General features: G+C 25.7%; 9 protein-coding genes, 3 tRNA genes and 1 other RNA gene. 9 read left to right on the top strand and 4 right to left on the bottom strand.

The window, feature by feature from the left end; translation table 11 throughout:
* Positions 1 to 1,013 precede the first annotated feature (1,013 nt).
* Positions 1,014 to 1,110, top strand: an RNA gene (gene ffs, locus ERCIPICE3303_RS02205) — signal recognition particle sRNA small type.
* A gap of 650 nt (positions 1,111 to 1,760) precedes the next feature.
* Here the strand turns inward: ffs and gshA are convergent.
* Entirely contained in the window at positions 1,761 to 3,320 is a 1,560-nt protein-coding gene (gene gshA, locus ERCIPICE3303_RS02200) for a glutamate--cysteine ligase (RefSeq protein ID WP_157991092.1), read from the bottom strand.
* A 1,439-nt stretch (positions 3,321 to 4,759) separates the two neighbouring features.
* Between gshA and pssA the strand changes: the two genes are divergently transcribed.
* Together pssA and dolP are read left to right on the top strand one after the other, a co-directional pair.
* On the top strand, positions 4,760 to 6,115 hold the full coding sequence (pssA, locus tag ERCIPICE3303_RS02195; protein ID WP_157991307.1) for a CDP-diacylglycerol--serine O-phosphatidyltransferase: 1,356 nt from the start codon (positions 4,760 to 4,762) through the stop codon (positions 6,113 to 6,115).
* Positions 6,116 to 8,180: 2,065 nt separating this feature from the next.
* Positions 8,181 to 8,750 carry a division/outer membrane stress-associated lipid-binding lipoprotein gene (gene dolP / locus ERCIPICE3303_RS02190; RefSeq protein ID WP_157991091.1) on the top strand — a complete coding sequence of 190 codons (570 nt, stop codon included), beginning with the start codon at positions 8,181 to 8,183 and terminating at the stop codon, positions 8,748 to 8,750.
* Between the two features lie 702 nt (positions 8,751 to 9,452).
* On the opposite strand, the gene folE is transcribed toward dolP, so the two are convergent.
* On the bottom strand, positions 9,453 to 10,118 hold the full coding sequence (gene folE, locus ERCIPICE3303_RS02185; RefSeq protein ID WP_157991090.1) for a GTP cyclohydrolase I FolE: 666 nt from the start codon (positions 10,116 to 10,118) through the stop codon (positions 9,453 to 9,455).
* A 423-nt stretch (positions 10,119 to 10,541) separates the two neighbouring features.
* Here folE and sdhE point away from each other — a divergent pair, with 423 nt between their 5' ends.
* The 6 genes from sdhE (at position 10,542) to rplY (ending at position 15,876) form a co-directional block, all read left to right on the top strand.
* Positions 10,542 to 10,808 (top strand): FAD assembly factor SdhE, encoded by a 267-nt coding sequence (gene sdhE, locus ERCIPICE3303_RS02180; RefSeq protein ID WP_157991089.1) that lies wholly within the window; start codon positions 10,542 to 10,544, stop codon positions 10,806 to 10,808.
* A gap of 1,771 nt (positions 10,809 to 12,579) precedes the next feature.
* Positions 12,580 to 13,122 (top strand): CDP-diacylglycerol--glycerol-3-phosphate 3-phosphatidyltransferase, encoded by a 543-nt coding sequence (pgsA, locus tag ERCIPICE3303_RS02175; RefSeq protein ID WP_157991088.1) that lies wholly within the window; start codon positions 12,580 to 12,582, stop codon positions 13,120 to 13,122.
* A gap of 273 nt (positions 13,123 to 13,395) precedes the next feature.
* Positions 13,396 to 13,469: transfer RNA gene (locus ERCIPICE3303_RS02170), tRNA-Cys, on the top strand.
* Between the two features lie 14 nt (positions 13,470 to 13,483).
* Positions 13,484 to 13,569 (top strand) — tRNA-Leu (locus ERCIPICE3303_RS02165).
* A 1,211-nt stretch (positions 13,570 to 14,780) separates the two neighbouring features.
* Positions 14,781 to 14,856: transfer RNA gene (locus ERCIPICE3303_RS02160), tRNA-Phe, on the top strand.
* Positions 14,857 to 15,588: 732 nt separating this feature from the next.
* Entirely contained in the window at positions 15,589 to 15,876 is a 288-nt protein-coding gene (gene rplY / locus ERCIPICE3303_RS02155) for a 50S ribosomal protein L25 (RefSeq protein WP_157991306.1), read from the top strand.
* 291 nt (positions 15,877 to 16,167) lie between these two features.
* On the opposite strand, the gene nfuA is transcribed toward rplY, so the two are convergent.
* On the bottom strand, positions 16,168 to 16,743 hold the full coding sequence (gene nfuA / locus ERCIPICE3303_RS02150; RefSeq protein WP_157991087.1) for a Fe-S biogenesis protein NfuA: 576 nt from the start codon (positions 16,741 to 16,743) through the stop codon (positions 16,168 to 16,170).
* A 1,364-nt stretch (positions 16,744 to 18,107) separates the two neighbouring features.
* On the bottom strand, positions 18,108 to 19,508 hold the full coding sequence (gene sthA, locus ERCIPICE3303_RS02145; RefSeq protein ID WP_157991086.1) for a Si-specific NAD(P)(+) transhydrogenase: 1,401 nt from the start codon (positions 19,506 to 19,508) through the stop codon (positions 18,108 to 18,110).
* Positions 19,509 to 21,776: the final 2,268 nt, after the last annotated feature.

Below are 21,776 nucleotides of genomic sequence, written 5' to 3'. Positions count from 1 at the left end.
ATTCAGGATTCCTATAATTATTTGAATTTTTAGGCTTTGTAAGATTAGATTATAATGATAATTATATGGAATATATATATTAGAAATATAGAATATAGTCTTGTATTATAGAAAAATAACTAGGTTGAAAGATAATTAACCATATCTTGATACTTCTTTGTTTACTAGGATTTTGATTTTTTTCAAGATTCATTATCTGTATGATGTGTTATAATTATATATAATACAAAGATATTGATTGTAGAAACAATTTACATGTCTATATAGACAGATATAAGTGATTAGAGACATTTCGATTATAATGAAGTAGAGATAGCTATCTCATAACAATTATTATAAATAGTCTATTTAGTATTTGATTTCTATTAATGATAGATTATATCTATTATGTTCAAATATTTATTTATAATTATTTTTTATAAAATAATTTTTATGAAAATCTATATTGGAGTATAGGAGTAAATGGAGTACATTTTAATTCATCAGTTAGAGATAGATAATTTGGAAAATATATTAGAGAGTGGTGTAGTTCAGCAATTTTCTAATATGCATTAGGGGTATATTATATCTAAGTTGATTGAGTATGAATGATTATTTTATATTATATTTAATAATTTTAATGTAGACACTACCATTTATAATGTGATATATTATACTAATTAAATGAATAGTATCTGACTCAGAATTAAATAAAATAATTGAGGTATACATCTATATTTTTATTCTCTAGACTAGATAATAGGATTATGGATTTAATAAATCAAGTAATAAGGTTTATTTAAAATAAATATTAAGCATTTGATATAGTTTTTTAAAAAAATTAATAGATTATATGATATTTTATAATATTTTTATTAAAATTGTCTTGATCTTTTATGGATATATTATATGGAATATAAAGTATCATTTAGTATAAATATGTTAAATATAATTAAAAATAGCTTGCGTTTTTTAGAAATATAAAGCAGAATATCTCTTATAATAAGAGTGATTAAGAAATCAATGGGAGAGCTGCTTAGCGTACCTACAATGTTAATTTGATAATTCGGTCAGGTCTGGAAGGAAGCAGCCGTAACAAATGATATATGTGTTGGGATATAGCTAATTTAGCTCTCCCATCATTTTTTATTTTTATTATGTAAGAGTTATTCTTCATTGAATTACTATATTATAGTTATTCTTATAATCTTCTGATCTTTATATATAGCAATGCATGTTTCTATTCTTTTAGTAAGGAAAGAGATATAGTTTCTAGTTATAAACCCATCCTATTAGTATAGGTATAGATAGATTATTGTCTTTTTTAAAAGAATAGTAATATAAATCTAGTTGTTATATTCTCTAGTTATTATTAGAATAAAAATATAGACATCATATTTATATAATATGTAATATCATTATATATTTATTGCATATAATAAGGGTAATCTGTTATTTAAAGTATATTTTTTGATTAAAGTTCTATGTCAATATTTTGGAGTATATTATAAATTATAATGTTTTTTACATTTAACTTAAATAGATTATTTATATATTTTTAAGATACAACTTTCTTTTTATATAAGATTTTATTTTCTAATTTAGTGTAAAGATTGCGTGCATGCAATTTCTACTTACATTTATGTAAAACTGGTTTTTTTATTTTTCTATTCTGTTAGCGTATTCCTTGTGAATATACACTGTATCCTCTTTGGAGGAACTATGTCATTTTAGGTTTCATTATTGTTAGAAAGTTGTAAAATATTTATTTTTTATCATACCTAATTAGTATGAGATTGTGATAACGAACTTGATTCTGAACTATCATGTTCTAGTTGTCTTTGACTCATGCTAGATCGTTTGGCTTCTTCATTGAATTTATGGATTTCTATAACCTCTAGTTTTTCTTTTAAAAATTGAGAGTGATATTTTTCAGCTAGGTCTAACCCAGTTTTTTCTAGACCTTTTTCTTTTAAAATATTAAGAAAACGAGCAGAATAAGTTAAATCTGGATTATCAAATGATTTTTTTAGATTTTTACATACTTCTAGGTAAAGAGGTTTAGAATTAGGATTGTCTAGAACTTTTGCGATTATAGTTAGGTCTTTAAGTAGTCTTATCCCTACTTTACGAATTAGGAATTGCTTGTTGTCATGACCTATATTTACTTTTTGTCCAATCTTACGTCCTTCAGTAATTACTGAATTCCAGTTTTTACGTGTATAAACTAATTCAGTGTCATCTAGTTTTGGAGAGTCTGCCATTGCGCACCAAATAAGAAAGAGATCAAGAAAACGTATTTGCTCAGATGTAATTCCAATTGATGAGAATGGGTTGATATCTAATGAGCGTACTTCAACATATTCAATTCCTCTATTCTTCAGAGCGTCAGATGAAATCTCATTTAGTTTTGTCATGCATTTAGGACGTATTGGTATATATAATTCGTTTTCAATTTGCAGTATATTGGTATTTAGTTGTAGAAAGTTACCTTGTTTATCTCTGATTCCCATTGCCATAAATTCTTCTGAAGGCGTTTTTGTTGCGGTTTTTAGACTAGAAATATAGCTTTGAAGGCTGTTAAATTTAATAGATAGTTTTCTTTCGGTTCGATTCGTATAGCCAATATCACTAATACGTAGTGAGGTTGAATATGGCAGTGACAGCATGTCTGGATGGTTAGATTCAAATGGTAACTTAATATTTTTATCTTTAATTAAATAAGTTGGTATCGCTGGTGAAGCACCAAATAGATAAGGAATTACCCATCCTAATCTATAGTAATTACGTATCATATGTAAGTAACCAGTGGAGATGGTTTCTTTTCCATTTTTTATTTTATTTATGTTGTTCCATAAGCACCAGAAAGATGTAGGTAATGAAAAATTATAATGTATCCCTGCAATAATTTGTATTAATGCTCCATATCGATTTTTAAGTCCCTGTCGATATTTGGTTTTCATTCGACCAATGTGTGATGATCCGTATTGTGCAAGTTGTATATTTGAATTAGGACATATTCGGCATGGCATGCTCATTGGCCACATCATTTCGTTATTTAGTTGTCTAGCAACATAACGATGAATATCACGTAAAAATTTAAGTAAATGATTAATATCTTGATCAACTGGTGTAATGAACTCTAATAATGCTTCTGCAAAATCTGTAGTGATCCATTTATGTGTTAAAGGAGAGCCAAGGATTGCTGGATGATTGGTATTTGCAAGGAATCCATTAGGTCTAATGCGTAGAGTCTCTCGTTCAATTCCTCGACTAATTCCTTGGAATGCATGAGGATGAGTATCTAGCCAAGATAAAGCTTGTGATAGGTCTGGGATCACATGTACCTCTAGTGTAAAGATAATGCATTATTTGAAGAATGATATAGATTATTGTCGTCTTGGAAGGTATACGAATTCATGATAAGATTCTATATTTTTTAGAGATATGGTATTAGTATGATTGTATGCTCATTTTAATTTATAGTGAAATAATTAATGGTCTAAGTATGTTTACTATAAATAATATATTGTGCAATTAATGATGTTTATTATTTTAATAAGATTAAATAGATAGATTCAATTTTATTTTTTTAGGTTTATTTAAATTAAGTAATTTAAGAATATTGTCAGATTACATTATTATATTTATTTAAATATCTAGTTTTATGAAACAATAATATTAGTGAATAATCGATTGTTTGTATGATTCAGTCTTTTTATTGTAATAAATTACATGGCAGAAGACTCAGTCAGTTATTTGAACATTGATGAATGAACTAAATTCTATATTAATGTTTTATTTAGATTTTTAAAAAAATATTAGATATGGATGAGAAGTTTATTCTTATCTTTACAATAACCATTGGTTATACATTATTTAAAATAATTTTAATATGAGTTAATTAGATAGTTAATCTGTCTGAGATATTATAGTATAGTTGAAAAAATTGATTTTTGAGAGAGATTTAAGGGTAAGGATAAGAGCTGTTCTTCTTAACAGTATTATCTATATTTTTAATACATCTGCTTATTATATAGAGTGTGTGAATGTTATAATTCAGTAGAATATTAAGAGGTCGTAAATCATTAAGTTGTTTATAGATATGAATTAAGACTCTAGTTGATGTTATTGGTAGATACTCGTTAGTATGATCTAATCGTATTTACTATCATCTTTACATAGATTAATAATTTGTTTTTACTATAGTTGATGTATTTTTGAATAAATTATCTAATTAAAATGTTTAGATAAAAAATATAGAGAATATTATATGGAGTATATTGTATATAGTTAATGGTTATTTTTATTAGATTTTAATCAATATGAATCAAATAGATGAAAGGTTTATTTTAATAATTAATATTGATAATTTATGTAAATAAATATATCTCTTATCTTTTAAAGATTAAAATATTTGAAAATATGATCTGATTGTTTAGATTTAATAATAATTTATTATTTTCAGGGGTTTTTTAGGAAAACTGATTACTATTACATTGTAATATTTTCAAGATCTATTAGTTTAAAACGTTCAGATTGTTTTGGAAAAATAGAATACAAGATTTTATAAAACATATTTATGATTGCATAAGTATTCAATAACGGTTGAATAGTTATCCTTATTATTTTATTTAATTGTCAGGAATAGTGTATTTTTTGGTCTAATAAAGGATGATGAACGCTTGTCAATAAAAAGAAGAACTAATTCTATTATTTGTATTTAGGTCCATAAGTTACTATATTTAAAGTATCATCTAACTAGGAAAAATGTTTTGTGATTCTGTTTAAATTAAAACGAAATAAGTGTCAAGAGCATTTTGCTAGGCTGCCAAAAATTTCGCAGTCTGTAATGGATTTTACTACATTATTTTCACCGGTTGACTTTCGTTATGCTTTATTAGACAGAATTCGTCAGTCTACTAGACGAATTTGTATCGTAGCCCTGTATTTAGAGAATGATGAAAGTGGTCAGTCTATTTTTTCTGCACTGTATAAAGCAAAAAAACAAAAACCTCATTTAGATGTTAGTGTAGTAGTTGATTGGCATCGAGCTCAGCGATGTCGTATTGGCAGTTCTTCTAGTTTTACTAATGCTGATTGGTATTATGAAATAGCTAGTGAACATCCTAATATCTCTATCCCTATTTATGGTGTCCCTGTTAATACCCGAGAAGCACTTGGTGTCTTGCATTTGAAAGGATCGGTTATTGATGATACTGTTTTATATACTGGTGCAAATTTTAATAATATTTATTTACATCAGAATAATCAATACCGACATGATCGTTATCAAATTATTGATAATCGATTATTAGCTAATACAATGTTTAATTGGATAGATACTAATTTATTAAAATCTAAAGCTACGCAGCGATTAGACCAACACTATCGTCCTCGTAGTGCACAGATTAAACATGCAATAAAAAAATTTCGCCAGGATTTAAAAAAATGTCATTATCAGCATATCAATACCGCGACTAGTGATAAGTTATCGGTTACTCCATTGCTTGGGTTAGGGAAGCGGAGTTTATTGAATAAAACTATCTATTATCTTATTGTTTCTGCTGAAAGTCATCTTGTTATGTGTACTCCTTATTTTAATCTTCCGGATATTTTAGTACGAAGCATCATCTATATTTTACGTCATGGTAAGAAAATCGAGATTATTGTTGGAGATAAAACTGCGAATGATTTCTATGTTCCAGACAATCAACCATTTCAGATTATCGGCATCTTACCTTATTTATATGAGGTAAATTTGCGTCGATTTTTAAGTCGTTTGCAATATTATATTTATAGAGGGCAATTAACAGTACGTCTTTGGAAAGATGGTAATAATAGCTATCACTTTAAGGGGCTCTGGGTGGATGAAACATGGATGATGATTACTGGTAATAATTTTAACCCACGTGCATGGTCTTTAGATTTAGAAAACGCAATATTAATTCATGATCCGTTACAACAACTTGCAAATCAACGTTGTCGCGAGTTAAATATAATTCGTAAAAATACTGTATGTGTATATCAAGCTAGTGATTTAGAATGTATTTCTGATTATCCAGATAAAGTACGAAGATTAATTCTTGGAGTTCGCCGTATGCAGATAGATCGACTTCTTCGACGGATTTTATAGATATTGATAGTTTTCATTATAGTTATGTGAGAATATTAATGAATAGTAATTCATTTAGTTTCATAAAATTTGTTATTGCAATGTACTATTTAAACTGAATAGTAAATATTTATAATGATTTGTCTTATTTGTATTTTCATGGTGAAAATGACCTATAAGATTACATAGTGTATATATTATAAGTAAATTTAGATTTTCTAAAAAATAGATAGAATATTTTTTCTTTTTTGTTTTCCAAATGAGTTTTTTGATATATATGGTCATTTTATAGTGAGCATGATTTTTTATTTGCATTAAATGGCTTGAATAGTAAAGAAATCAATCTTCTTCTAGTAGAAGATTGATTTCTTATGGACCATTGTTATTTTTTATTGGAAAATTTAGACTGGATATGAGACACGGAATATTAAAAGAATATAGTTTTGTTATATTTTATTTATTGGATCGTAATTAGATTTTTTAATATATAGATGCCTTTAGTCTAAACAATTGGATTAATTTTAGATTACGTAATGGTAGATATTTATTTTAGGGTGTACATGAATAGCGACTAAAGAGGATTTTTAGTTAATTTATCAATAAGAGATGCAACAAGTTATAAAACGTTTGTTCTGAATTATATAAGATAAGTAATAATTTTATCAGTCTCTATGAAATTGAGTTTATGAAGATCTATATAATGATAAATGGTGTAATATCTTGATTAGGTTATTAATCATAATAGATCCTATTTATTATAGTTGGATGCAAATGGTAAGTATATTGATACTATGTGGTCCTTGGGATGATTGATTACTATAAAATGATGAATAATATTGATTCTAACTAGGCAGGTTAGAGCTGTAATTGACTTTAGATAAAAGATAATAGAAATTTTTTAGTATTTTAATAACGTTTTAGGAATAATTTTCTTTTACTAGTTATATTTATCTAAAGTGAGTGGGTTTTTATAAGTAATTTAAAAAATTGTTGAACAAGCTTACTAACTTTAATGTTGAACATAACTTTATGTATTTTGATATCAGGGTATTTAATTGTGCTATACATACATGATTGTTTAAAGGATCTGATCAAATAAGAACTTAGAGGGGATTTGAATGTGTGTTTAGGAGTATTACAAGAGGGGGTCATGCATAATGAGTGTTTAGATTATATAATGATTAAATTATATTTTTTATTAAGTTGTTTGCATTAATAATGAAATAAATAAAAGGGTCAATAAGACGATGTGTACTAAGTTCTGTTATATTAATTAATTCTGTATGATATTAATATGTTATTTTTATTTTAGTGTTTTCTATTAATTGGATGTTATTTCGCTGAAGGTATTTTATTTTTTAAACAGATTCATTTCTGATTATAATATCAAAGTATGATATTTTTTAATAAAAGGATACTAATATTGTACTCTTATTACGTTTAAAAAAATAACAATTAATTCATATCAGTATAATAAGTTTTTGATACATTGGTATATAATAAAATGGTTTGGTACAGTTCGATGATAATAATTTACTCAAAATAACATATTTTGATTATAGATGTATATATCTAAAGAGTACTAGGGAATATTTTTATTATTCATCATGTTATGATTGTTTTGGTTATTTTTTCGTCTTTTTATGTATTTCAAATTGTAAGTACAAGCAATCAAATGTTTTATATTAATAATAAAATACTATAGCTAATATGATTAGATGGATTGAAATTAATTTATTAATCCAAAAGGTCATATTAATCACTGATATTACTCTTTACCGTTATCTGAATCTATTAAGAATTCTTATTATTTTTTAGGAAAAGATATTCTACCATTGATTTTAACATACCAGTATATTTTCATAATACTCTTAGATCTTCTCTATATTTTTATCCAAATGATATGTGGAACTTTTTCTTTATTAATAATGACTATGAATCTGTCTTGGTTGGTTTGTTGAGATAGAACTAAAGTTTTTATTTTTGTAAAATGTAAGGTTGAAAGTTAAGACAGTGAGTTTTATTGTTAAATTATTCTCAATAGATAAGTAGTTTTCTTTCTAGAACCTATTGTAAAGGAGTGTACATGATGGTGCTATTTTTTTTTATATTAATGTGTAATATGTGCATGCTACAAGGGTGTGTAGCTGCATTGGTTGCGAGTACTGCAGTAGCAGCTCAAGTTATTAATGATCCACGTACTATTGGAGCTCAAGTAGATGATGAAACTTTGGAGTACAGGGTAACTAGGGCGTTATATAAAGATAAACAAATGCAAAAAATGACACATATTGTGGCCACTGCTTATCAGGGAAAGGTTCTTCTCACTGGTCAAGTTGTTGATAAACAGCTAAGACAGCATGCAAAGGAGATTGCTATGGGTGTTAAAGGCATTAATGGAGTGTATAATGAAATTCGTATAAAAAAGATAAGTTTAGATACTAATTCATTTGATTCTTGGATTAGTACTAAAGTGCGATCACAGTTTTTTAGTAATAAAAGGGTTAAATTTTCACATGTAAAGGTTCATACTGAATCTGGTGAGGTATTTCTACTAGGTTTAGTTACTAATGAGGAAGCAAATATATTAGAAAATATTGCAAAACATGTACATGGTGTAAAACATGTGACCAGAGTCTTTACTATTCTAAATTAATGAATTTATTGTAGATTTATTATGTTTTGAATTTTTTTATTTTATCAGTATTCATCTCTCTTTTCTATACTAGAGCATGATTTAATAATGATAGATCGTAGATCTATATGATATACTGATATGAATTTGAATTAATTATACTGATTAAAGTTCATAGATTTAGTTAGTTGGTTGTCTACAGACATTCTGATTACTACCTAAATTAATGTAGATTGTATTTATATATCACAAGATATAGTCATATTGATTATTTTATGATGTTTATATGTAATAAACTTGTTAAAATGTTCTAATGTTATGATTATTTATTACATGGTTGGTTGATGGGGTGTTTAATATACACCTAATGTTGTCTAATAGAATTAGATATGTATTCGAAAATAAAGCTATTTCTCTATAATACTAGAGCTATAATTTATTTTGTTTATATTATAGAAATAGGAGTGATCACTTTTATTAAAATCTAGATGAGTTTATTATTTTAATAAGTTGTACTTTTTATATAAAAGTAGTAATTGTAATGAGTAATTTAATTATATCATATATAGCAGATGTAATACTATAAACACAATATCTAATATTATTTTGTAGTTCAAATTACAGTAAAGATTTTATAAGAATCTTATTATAATTCTTATGTTGAAATATTTTTAATGATTAAGTTTTTGGTTATGTGTCAGTTTTTTGGTGATCTCATTTTTATTAATTATGATATGCTAATTGTAGGAATTCTTGTCGAGTTTGCTGATTAGATTTGAATAAACCTCCTAAAGAAGTTGTTGTAGTTACGCTGGTCTTATCACGAATACCGCGTGCTTTAACACAATAATGTATTGCTTGAATTGATACAGCTACATTACAGGTGTTTAGAAGTATTTGTAATGCAACCATGATTTGCTGAATTAATCTCTCTTGTAGTTGAGGTCGAGAGGAAAAAAAATGCACAATACGATTAATCTTAGATAGACCAATGACGGTATCTTTTGGAATGTAGGATACAGTAGCGTGGCCATCAATGATCATAAAATGATGTTCACAGATACTAGTGAATGCAATATTACGTGTTGTGACTATTTCATCCATGTTGATATTGTTTTTAATTAATGTAATTTTGGGAAAGTTGGAATAATTTAGACCGGAAAAGACTTCATCCATATACATGTTAGCTATACGTTTAGGTGTATCCATGAGGCTATTATTTTGTGTATCAAGTCTCATTGCTTCTAGAATTTTAGTTACATAATGCGTAATCAATTCCTTACGAGTATGATGATTTATGTTAGAACTTGATTCTTGTAATGGAGCTTCAAGTCCGAGTGCTACTAACGCTTGATGTATGAGCTTGGCTTCTGAGCTTACTATCGGCATCTATTATTTTCTCCGGAAATGATATGATTTTTTATAACTAATTTGAATCAGTATTACTCTGATGATATATAGATTGTGTCTATCTAATTTAAAGAAGTCATAGACTATGTGATGTGATTGAAAAATAATTATCATATAAGTAAAGTTATATAGACCTTATTTTGATATATAATAAGTATACAATCCATATAAATTAAGTATTTAAGATACATATAGTTGTATGTGATAAAATTATTATGTTTGAGTAGGTTTATTAAATTTTTAAATATTAGAAAATACAGATACTTACTTCTGAATCTAGAATCGGACTATTATAGAATTGATAAAATCTATCAAATTATTTTATGATTTTGTTATATTTGTAAAGAATATTTTCCGCATTCATTCTATGGTATAATGGTTAGGTAATCGAGAATATATTATATGGATGTTAACAATAAATCACGAATTTATTGGTCATGTCATCGTGGTATGCGAGAACTTGATTTATTGATCATACCTTTTTTCCATTATGAGTTTGATTCTTTAAGTAAACTTGATCAGCAGATATTTATTCGTTTATTACAGAGTGATGATCCAGATTTATTAAATTGGTTAGTGAATAATGGAGTGCCAGAAGATATTGATCTAAAAAGAATAGTCTCTATAATTCAAGAGAGGCATAAGGAACGTGATGCGATCATGATTTAATTGTATTTTATTAAAATAATTGTCTTATTCTCATAGGTTTCGGTATTTATGTTTGCATCAGAGAAGTTTTTCATATTGTAGTGATACCAATCTATACATATCTTGTATTGTCCAGTTTTTTATTTTTGACAGTCTAGTGTAGTTTAATGATGTTATTTATTAGGATGACATGATAAAATATTATTTTATAATATTAGGAAATATCTATAGGTAATTAAGGAGATTTAAAGTTAAATCACTCTATTTTATTTTTTGCTATATGAATTTTTCAATAATCTTTTATTTTATCACTGAACATTAAAGATACTAATTGTAGTATAAGATGAGAAAATTTATAGAATAATACTTTTATATACTTTTGATAAAAATCATGAGAAAGATCTAATCTAACTTGATTAGGTATCATGGTGCTATCTAATAACAGATTTAACTGGTATAGATGTGATTAATAAGTAGCTAAAACATATTCAGCGTGATTTAAGTTCAAAGTTAATTTAATTAAAACGTTCCTATAATAGTGTACATGAAAGATTGTTTATTAAAAGACTAAATGGTTATTATTAAAATAATTTTTATATCACACCGCTGAACTATAAGATATCTTAGGTATATTATTATGATCTCATCATGATAGAATTATATGAGTTAACTTATATATTAAATATTGGATAGTTTATTGATTTTATCAAGCATGGAATAAAAGTGAATCCTTCATAGAATTTTCTAGTAGATTCTTCTGTTATGTTGATATTCTAGTTTAATATATAAAATTTTATATTAATTCAGTTTAAGATACTGATAGATAGCATAATGGCTCATTTATTTAAAGGTAAGATAATATTATATTTAGATTAATTTTTAAAGATAATATTTAAAGTATATTAGTTAATGAGTCATTAGATATGATGGTTATGATGATGATATCAATCTAATTTTTTTACTTATTAGATAAGTATCTAGCTTAAAAGTAAAATTGTATTGATTATGATATAGGTTTTTTAATATTAAGAACTAGTTATTCATTAATATAATGAATACTCTTAATTTTAGTAAGAGTAGTATATATAAGATTGGTTATTTTTTATATATTTGTAGGTATCACTTTATTTAGGATTATAATAATTATATTTTTTTATTTATTTTATGTTGTGCTAGTAACATGATATCTAGCTATATTCTTACACAAAATGACATGATATTTATCACACATTGGATCTTAGTTACAAGACTATTATAGAAAAAATTGCTTTTTGTTAAAATGTTATGAGTGGAAACACTAGAGAATTATGATAAATCATATATTATGTATATCTTTATAGATAATATGATTGAGTATTATTAATTTTATGTGATTAATCAAGATATAAATTTATGTTCCATAAACCATATATCAGTGTTCTGGATATCAAGATTAGATTTATTAGCATTCTAAGTAAAAATAAATTGAAATAGCTAATGATAATTATGTCTATTATAAGATCTATTTTCTTTTTCTAATAAAGGAATTTAAGTTTAATTTAACTGGTATCTTATGAACATATTTTCTCTATGGTTAATAAAACAAAAACGGTACTTTATGTGTACAGTAGAGGTTGTTATAGATATGGTTATAGGTAAAGTTTTAATTGTATTTAAGATATGAGCGTAGGGCTTGATAGAGCACGCTTGTCATATAATATCATCGTATATACCTGTTACATTAGTCTGAGAATAATTTGCTTTATCAAGAACAGTTAGCACAGTTAGCACAGTTAGCACAGTTATCGCAATTATGCCATTGAATATCCCAATCTTACTTACTTTGTGTCGAATAGGTCTTATTCCATTTTTTGTATTTATTTTTTATTTACCATTTCAGTGGGCTCCCTTAGGATGTGCATTTATATTCATTTGTGCATCCATCACTGACTGGTTCGATGGTTTTTTAGCTCGCCGCTGGAAACAAACTACTCGATTTGGTGCTTTTCTTGATCCAGTAGCGGACAAAGTTATTGTCACAATTGCATTAGTATTAATTGTTGAGTATTTTCATACTTGGTTAATTACGCTACCAGCGTTATTAATAATTGCGAGGGAAATTATTGTTTCTGCTTTGCGTGAGTGGATGGCAGGGCGAGGGAAAAGTAATAGTGTGTCAGTTTCATGGATAGGAAAAGTAAAAACTACTACACAAATGTTAGCATTATTTGCATTACTTTGGCGTCCTGATGGTATGGTTGAAAGGGTAGGTGTAGTAGCATTGTATATTTCCACAATGTTAACAGTTTGGTCAATGTTTCAATATTTAAATTCTGCACGTAGTAATTTATGTTAGCGTTAATTAACATGATGAGGATGAAGAAAAATCTGTTTTTATAGAAAATTATATTGACTTTCTTTTTCATTTTAGTTTAATATTTTAAATTAAATAATTTATCTTTTTATCATTGAATTAAGATATTTAACAGTATTCAAAATATGAATGTAAGTTGGTTAATACAACTTATATTATTGTAGTTTTTTTATTTTATTTTACTTGTTATCAATATTGATATTGAATTATTATAGAGTTTTAGATTTATAAGTTAATGATATTAGTGAGAACAAAGGCGCGTTGGCAGAGTGGTTATGCTACGGATTGCAAATCCGTCTACCTCGGTTCGATTCCGGGACGCGCCTCCACTATTTAATTGTAAGCCCGGGTGGTGAAATTGGTAGACACAAGGGATTTAAAATCCCTCGGCTTAGGGCTGTGCGGGTTCAAGTCCCGCTCCGGGTACCATGTTTAGATCATATTAAAATATGACATCTAATTTATGTATTGAGTAGGTGATGTTTTATTTTTAATATATTTTTTATAAATTTTAAATAATATATAAGTATTTCATTGGATTAATGATTTAAAAAATTTTTTATTTCGTAGTGATTATAGCGAGTGAAATTCTAACCTAATGTTAGAAGAAATATAGGATTTTTTATTTCATTTTTAGATTACTTTATTTAAAATATAGTTATTTTTATAGATTATTGATTCTATAGTTATATTAATATCATGTTATAATTTCTTAATAATAACCAAGATTATTTTAGTGTTTTTATTTTTTATTTTGATATTTTTAAAAGGCTTTTTTAAAATTTAGTGTAGCAGTAATTCTCACTAAAGAAGAGAAGAATCTGTCTTGACGGGAAATTTAATTGATCTATATATCTTTGGATTATAGTTCATATGAATAACGGACTCATTAATAATGAGTATATGAGATATTATCGATCTATTCGTTTACTAATATAGATAAAAATATAATTTTAGTGATTAAAATATCGGTATCTTATCTCTGTCTTATTATGAAGGCAGAGTGAATAAAATATTCTTTATCATAAGATGTAAATATGGAAATATATATTTATATGTGTTATTGTTGATATTGTTAATCAAACTTTAATGAATTTTTAATTCTTATTATACTTGATCTATTGTTAGAATGTATTTTTAATTTTTTTATTTAATTATATTAAAAGAAAATAAAATTTTTCTTTTATTTTTCTAATTAGAATAGTTCTTCTAAATAAGGAATATTTAAAATATTGATAATAAATTGCTTATGTAAGATCTAGATAGCTATTAGATATCTTTATTTGTATCTACAAAGAGGTTTTATTGTAAAGTAGAAATTGTGTTATTAAATTTATGTCATAATATGGAATATAGTGTTTAGGGATTTTATTAAGGATAATATCTCATTGAGATAACGATAAATGATATACCAGAAGATATATATGATTGTTGGTGTTTTTAGATAGTTTACGTACTTCTATGAAGTGGAGGTAGGTAGTATATCCATGCCATATTATAGAGTATTTTAAGTGTAAATTACATTATAATATTTTTAGTAATTGTGTATGATCAGTAATATATATATGATATCATATGATATGTGTATCTATATACATATATATAGATAACTTTTTATTTATATGTTATCAAAATCTTTTGCCCGGATAGCTCAGTTGGTAGAGCAGGGGACTGAAAATCCCTGTGTCCTTGGTTCGATTCCAAGTTCGGGCACCATATGTTAGATATTGTCTAACATATTAGACATAGTCTATAATTTTATTATGATCTAATTTTTATACAATATAACCATTAATTTATTTTTGATAAAATCTGGTTATTGATAATTATCTTAATTAGAAGACATAGGTTATGTTAAGAATTTTAATTCTTAATATAAATATTTTACATATCTTAATAGATTTTCTTAATTAAATGTTAATAAGAACATAAAGATGAGTTACAAAAATAGCAAAATGTTGAAATGAAGAATATTTATAATTAGATATGTATTAAGAAAAAATAGAAAGGCTGTTCTTCTTATTTGTAACTTCTTTATTTGAAAATATTATTAAGTATTTTTAATTATATTAATTAATATTTTTTTATTTATTAGTGCTATGTAATAATAGTATTATTAATTTGATTTTTATATGAGTAATTTTATTAAAATAAACTTATTAGTCTTAGTATCAATGATAATCATGTACTAAATTTACGAATTGATTAATGCTATTTAGCATGATAAATAATTTTACATTTCTATATGGACAGGAATTTGTAGATTTAAAGTATTTATTTTTTATTTAAGAGTTAAATAGTTCTGTGTTTAGTAATATCATTATAACATTGCTTACTTCATTAATTCAGTAGTGTACTGTTATCTAATTTTATAATCTATAGATTTTATCAATCAGACTTTTATTCTAAAGGTGTGAAAGAGGATATTTGAAATTAAAAGGACGTAATATGCTCATTATTCATGCTTCAATCCGTGAGAAGTGTGGCAAGAGTTCGAGTCGCCGACTACGTACATCTAATAAATTTCCTGCCATTGTTTATGGTGGTAACATAGTTTCATCTGCTATTGAAATAGTTCAGAAATCTGTCATAAATCTTCAGTTAGAAACTAGATTTTACACAGATGTTCTCTCTCTAGTCATTGATGGTGTAGAAACTAAGGTTAAAGTGAAGGCAATGCAGCGTCATCCATTTAAACCAAAAATACATCATATAGATTTTATACGTGTTGTTTAATTGCTAAATTGAGTATATTTGATATTATACGCTACGTACTTGATAAAAAGTGCATAGAATTTAATCAAAATATTTCAATGTACAAAATTCCTGTCCATATAGAAATGTAAAATTATTTATCATGCTAAATAGCATTAATCAATTCGTAAATTTAGTACATGATTATCATTGATACTAAGACTAATAAGTTTATTTTAATGATTTAATCAATTTGAATCTTGCGTTTCTTCTAGGTTGGTTTTAATTTACCAAAATCATTTTCACTGTTAGTAGTGAATTTAGGTTTTATCATTAGTAAAATGAATGGTCTCCATGTTCATGGTCAGTCATATCATGAGCTCCTTTTAATTCTGGAAATTGCGTAATTAATTCTCTTTCAATACCTTCTTTCATGGTAAAGTTAGCCATGGAGCAACCGTTACAACCTCCTCTAAATTTTAGAACCACATATCCTTCATCGGTTATTTTTATTACTGAAACCCCTCCTCCATGATTCGCTAGTTTTGGGTTAATTTTTGTTTGTAAGAAATATTTTATTTGATCAATCAGTGGAGATTCAGGATTAATTTTAGGTTTTTTAGCATTAGGTGCTTTGAGTGTTAGTTGAGAGACAAGTGAATCAGTAACAAAATCAATTTCAGCATCTTGAAGATATGGGAGACTACTCTCATCAATAAATGCTGAGAATTTAGGAAATGTTAATTGAGTATCGGTTTCTGATATTGTTTCAGGAGGACAATATGAGACACCGCATTCAGCAGTTAGTGTACCTGGATTAATAACAAATATACGAATTTGGGTTCCGTGTTTTTTCTTAGATAAGAGTTGTGAAAAATGCACTTGGGCAGTATCAGTAATAATTATCATAATTGGTACTCAATAGTATATAATACTTATTGTGTTGGTATGATTGTTAATCTATTGTCTGAAATAGACGGAGCGATATTAGAGCTAATTCTATTTCTATAGAATATTTATGGTATTTTAATAGCTTAAAAGTCTATTTATATAGATAGAATGTACGGTATATCTAATTATTTATAATATAGATTAAGATACAATATCTTTTAGTATTTATTATAAGTAGTATTAATAGTAAATCTAATAAGATAATTTAAATGTATATAAATATTTTTCTATTTATATATACTTATTTTATTAAAAATAAGTATATCAATAATCTTACGTTTAGTCTATATAATTAGGCTGAATCCTAATAAATATGTTAATGGATCTGTAAAGTTTTTAATGCATGACAATGGGTAAAGTTGTATAATTTAATGATTTATAATAGATTTTTATACTGCTAATGGATTTGAGTTTATGTAAATTATTAAAGGAAAATTATTTATAGTGAGGATATAAAAATTGTTTTAATATAAATATAAAATATCAAGATAATTTAAGAATCTTATAGATTCTTGGGATATTTAATATTTATAATGCTATGTTTATAGTGAAAATATATTTAATAGTATTATTTAGTGTATTGTGTTTAGACTTAAAAGAGATAAAGTCAGATTATCTATAGTGACTATAATATCAATATGAGTTTTATAGAATAAGTATTCTTATATTTTCAGATTTTTTATTGCAGAGCAAACAGCATTTAGATAGTTTTCTATGCATTTTTTATTTTAAAACACCTAAAATGAGGCAATTCATTTTATAAACAAAGTGGTAATTAATTTTAGTTTCACAATAAGATCTTTAGTTTTGATATTAATAGAATAAGATCTTTATATAGATGTATATTCTATAGAATATAATAAAAAATAAAAGTTTATTTTATTTTTTTCTTTGTTTTTTTTACTCAGCTTATTTAGACAAATGATTACATCTTTTATTTATAGTCAGTTATGGTCGAATAAATATGTAATAATGTTGTCAATAAATATTGAACAAAGATTAAAAACTGATTTTTTACGTAAAATTATTGATTTATTAGTTTTATCAATATTTCTAATAAGAACATGTTTTAGGCTATACAAGATTGGGAAATTGTATTAGATAAGACATCTTATATTAGAAATATTTGAATTAGGTAGTGCGTAGAATCTATAACTACAGGAATACTCTATTATAGGTTTTACTCTATTAAGTAAATCTCTAATACTTAGAAATAGATCTATGGTAATATGTTTTTCATTAGTCAGGTGAAAAGTATAATATCTCTGATATTAGACAGATAAAGTAATAGCTTATTGATACATCTTGTTAGTAATGAATAATTAAAATAATCGATTAATACCATTAAGTGCAGCAACCCGATAGGCTTCCGCCATTGTTGGGTAATTGAATGTTGTGTTAACAAAGTATTCAAGTGTATTGCCACCATTTTTTTGCTCCATGATAGCTTGTCCTATATGGATTATTTCGGCTGCTCGTTCACCAAAGCAGTGAATTCCTAGAATTTCTTTGGTCTCTCTATGAAAAAGTATTTTTAAACTTCCTACGCTCATGCCAATTATTTGTGCACGTGCAAGATGTTTAAACTGTGCTCTTCCTACTTCATAGGGAATTTTCATAGCTGTTAATTTTTGTTCAGTTTGACCAATAGAGCTAATTTCTGGAATAGTATATATTCCGGTTGGAATATCTTTATTTACATTTGATACAATTTCTCCTTTTATCATTGCTTGAGCAGCAAGACGTCCTTGGTCATATGCGGATGAAGCTAGACTGGGATAACCAATAACATCTCCTACTGCGTAGATATGAGGTTGTGCTGTCTGATATAGATGATTGACTTTTAAAATTCCCCGTGCATCCGCTACGAGACCCGCATTGCTTAAAGATAAGGAGTTCGTGTTACCTGATCGACCATTAGCATATAGAAGGCATCCTGCTTTTATTTTTTTCCCTGATTCTAGATGCACAATAACTCCATTAGGTACTCTTTCAATTTTTTTAAGCTCTTCATTAGGTCGAATTACGACTCCATTATTCCAGAGATGATATGAGAGAGAATCGGACATTTCTTGATCTAAGAATTCCAGAAGACGATTACGAGTATTAATTAAATCAACTTTAATAGAGAGTCCTCGAAAAATTGAAGCATACTCACAACCAATTACTCCGGCACCGTAAATAATAACGTGATTAAGATCGTGTTGCAGGTTAAGAATAGAGTCACTATCGTAAATTCGTTGATTAGTAAAGTCAATATCAGGTGGATGATAAGGCCGTGAACCACATGCAAGAACAAATTGTTTAGCTGTCAGTCTTTCTGTACTTCCATCAGGAATTAATATTTCAATTGTATGGTTATCAATAAAATGAGCGCTTCCTTGAAAAATGTCGCAGTGGTTACGTTCATAAAATCCTTGCCGTACATTAGTTTGTTGGTTAATTACATTAACAGTATGATGTAAAATTTCAGAGAAAGAATAACGAAGAAGTTGAGTTTGATCGCTATAGAGAGGATTTTGGTTAAATTCAATAATACGACTTACAGCATGACGAAGTGCTTTTGAAGGAATGGTCCCCCAATGTGTGCAGCCCCCACCAATATTCTGATAGCGTTCAATTACTGCAATATGCGCTCCTTGCTTGACAAGACCCATTGCAGCACCTTCACCACCAGGGCCTGATCCAATAACAATTACATGATAATCATGAGATTTTTTCATACTATAATATCCTAATATTTAATTTTCTTAAAAGAGCTTTTAGCATTGTCTAGATTTTCTTTCATGCTAATTACATACAATGCTCTGGTTGATTAATTTTTTAGTAGATAGTCATATTTATTGTTTTTAGAAGATTTTAATGATGTTTAAGTTTTTTCTATTATACTCCTATATGTTAATATATAGGTATACGTGATTGATTTGAGAAATAAATATGAATAAGACACAGGGTATCTCAGATACTGAACTATTCTTAACTATGTATTGTCTTAATGTATATTCTCATTAATTTAAGTTTATAACATTTTTAGAACTATATAGGAGAGGTTCTTCTTAATTTTATTTTTATATTGGTAAAATAAATATTATTGAGTATAGTCTGATAAATATCAGATTTGTTTATGTTTTATAATGTATATACTATGTATTTTATTTTATTAAAAATAATAAGCATCTTATTATTAGAAGATTTTTAATTTTTGAATTGATCGAACATGAAGAACGATTTTATGTTGATAAGTTATTACAGATTTTTGGGGCGATCTGGTTATACTGCTTAGAGAGGTAGTTAAAATTTTATAAATTTATGATTTAATAATCTATTAATTAGTTATTATAGATCTTGGAATTTGATTCCAGTGTAAAAATAGTAATTATAGTTACTATTATTTTAATACGGATAAGATAGGACGAAGATTACTTGATATTGATTGTGTGAGTTATGTGAAAACTAGAGTAAGTTATGCCAATACAATTATATTAATATATATTATTATTCTTATAACTTTAATTGGTGTAATAGATTATCAGTAAAACTTAAGATTAAAATAACCTAAATACTCAAAATGAGATAAGAAAATGATTTTTAGTATAATTATAAATTGATCAAGGTTATATGTTATTCTTTGTTAGATAAGATTTAATTATCTTCTATATTGAGATATATTGGATATAGTTTATAGAAATATTAATTCTGAATATTTCTATATTTCAGTCGCAAGATTTTTTCTATGTTTTGTATGATCTATTTTTTGCTACATATATTTTATCAGTCTATTTCAATATTTTAGATATTGGTTTAAGTTTTACAATAAAATGATTCTTAATTAAGAGCAGTTCTTTAAATTTAAAATTTTAATTTTTACTAAAAATACGGTGTGATTTTATATAATACTCATTAATAAAAATTATTTTTTCTGATAAACAAAGAAAAATTATTAAATAATATATGTTTTATTTTTACACCTTTTTCTTTAGATTTAAATTAATTACTTATCATCAATGATGTTGTAAATATTTATTTATTGAATAGTCTATTTTTATATAGTTAATGTATTTAAATTAGAAGATGTCGTTGTTTATTATGTTAATATATATAATATTGTTATAAAAGATTAAATCTATTCTATATTAAACAGTATTATATTGTTTAATTTAAATCTATTATCACAGATAAGTATTTTTATATTAGAGAGGATAGGATGTAATGTTAATTGAAGAAAATAATATAATTATCTGATAGATAATTAAATGAAATATTAAGTTTTATAGATAAGATTTATATAAAATAGAAATGATTAATATGTTTAATAATTAATATGTTGAATAATATTATCATATTTAAAATTCAATATTAATGATTATAGAGATTAAATCTATTCTTGATTTAACTTGTAGATTTATAGTTTTTGAATGTTTGATTCTTATAAGAATAAGAATAACTTTTATAATAATATAAATTTATATATTATCTCATAATATATGTTGAGAGATATCATTAAGAATGTTTTATAGACTACAATAATTTTAAGTGCATAAGCTTAGATTAATAATATAATTTTTTAAAAAATTTCAAAAATATATTTGAATAGGATGTTAATTCTATTTCTACGAGAGAGAGGTTATGACACAATCTCTATTCTAGCACCAACTATATTATATAGTATAAGTAAAAATTATACGTTATTCATAAGAATGATATTTTTTAAATTCAGTGTATAAGATAATAATGGATAAGTCAGAATATTTTACTGTTGTATAAAAAAATTTTTTTAAAATAAAGATTTGTTCAAAATTAAAAAATACAATGGAATCTAATTATTATTATTTCGTATGAATAAGTATAATTTATTTCTAGTATGGTATGTAATTAGATTTATTTATAGTATAACTAGTTAATATGACGTATTATTTCAATTTTATTGATCAATAATGGATAGAAGAGCTTTAGCATATCTATTTTATAATAAGTTATACGAGTAATAGATC

Source organism: Candidatus Erwinia haradaeae (genome assembly GCF_900699015.1).
GTDB lineage: Bacteria > Pseudomonadota > Gammaproteobacteria > Enterobacterales > Enterobacteriaceae > Erwinia_E > Erwinia_E haradaeae_E.
Note: the sequence above shows the minus strand (reverse complement) of the source record. Positions and strands in the feature narration are given on the sequence as shown.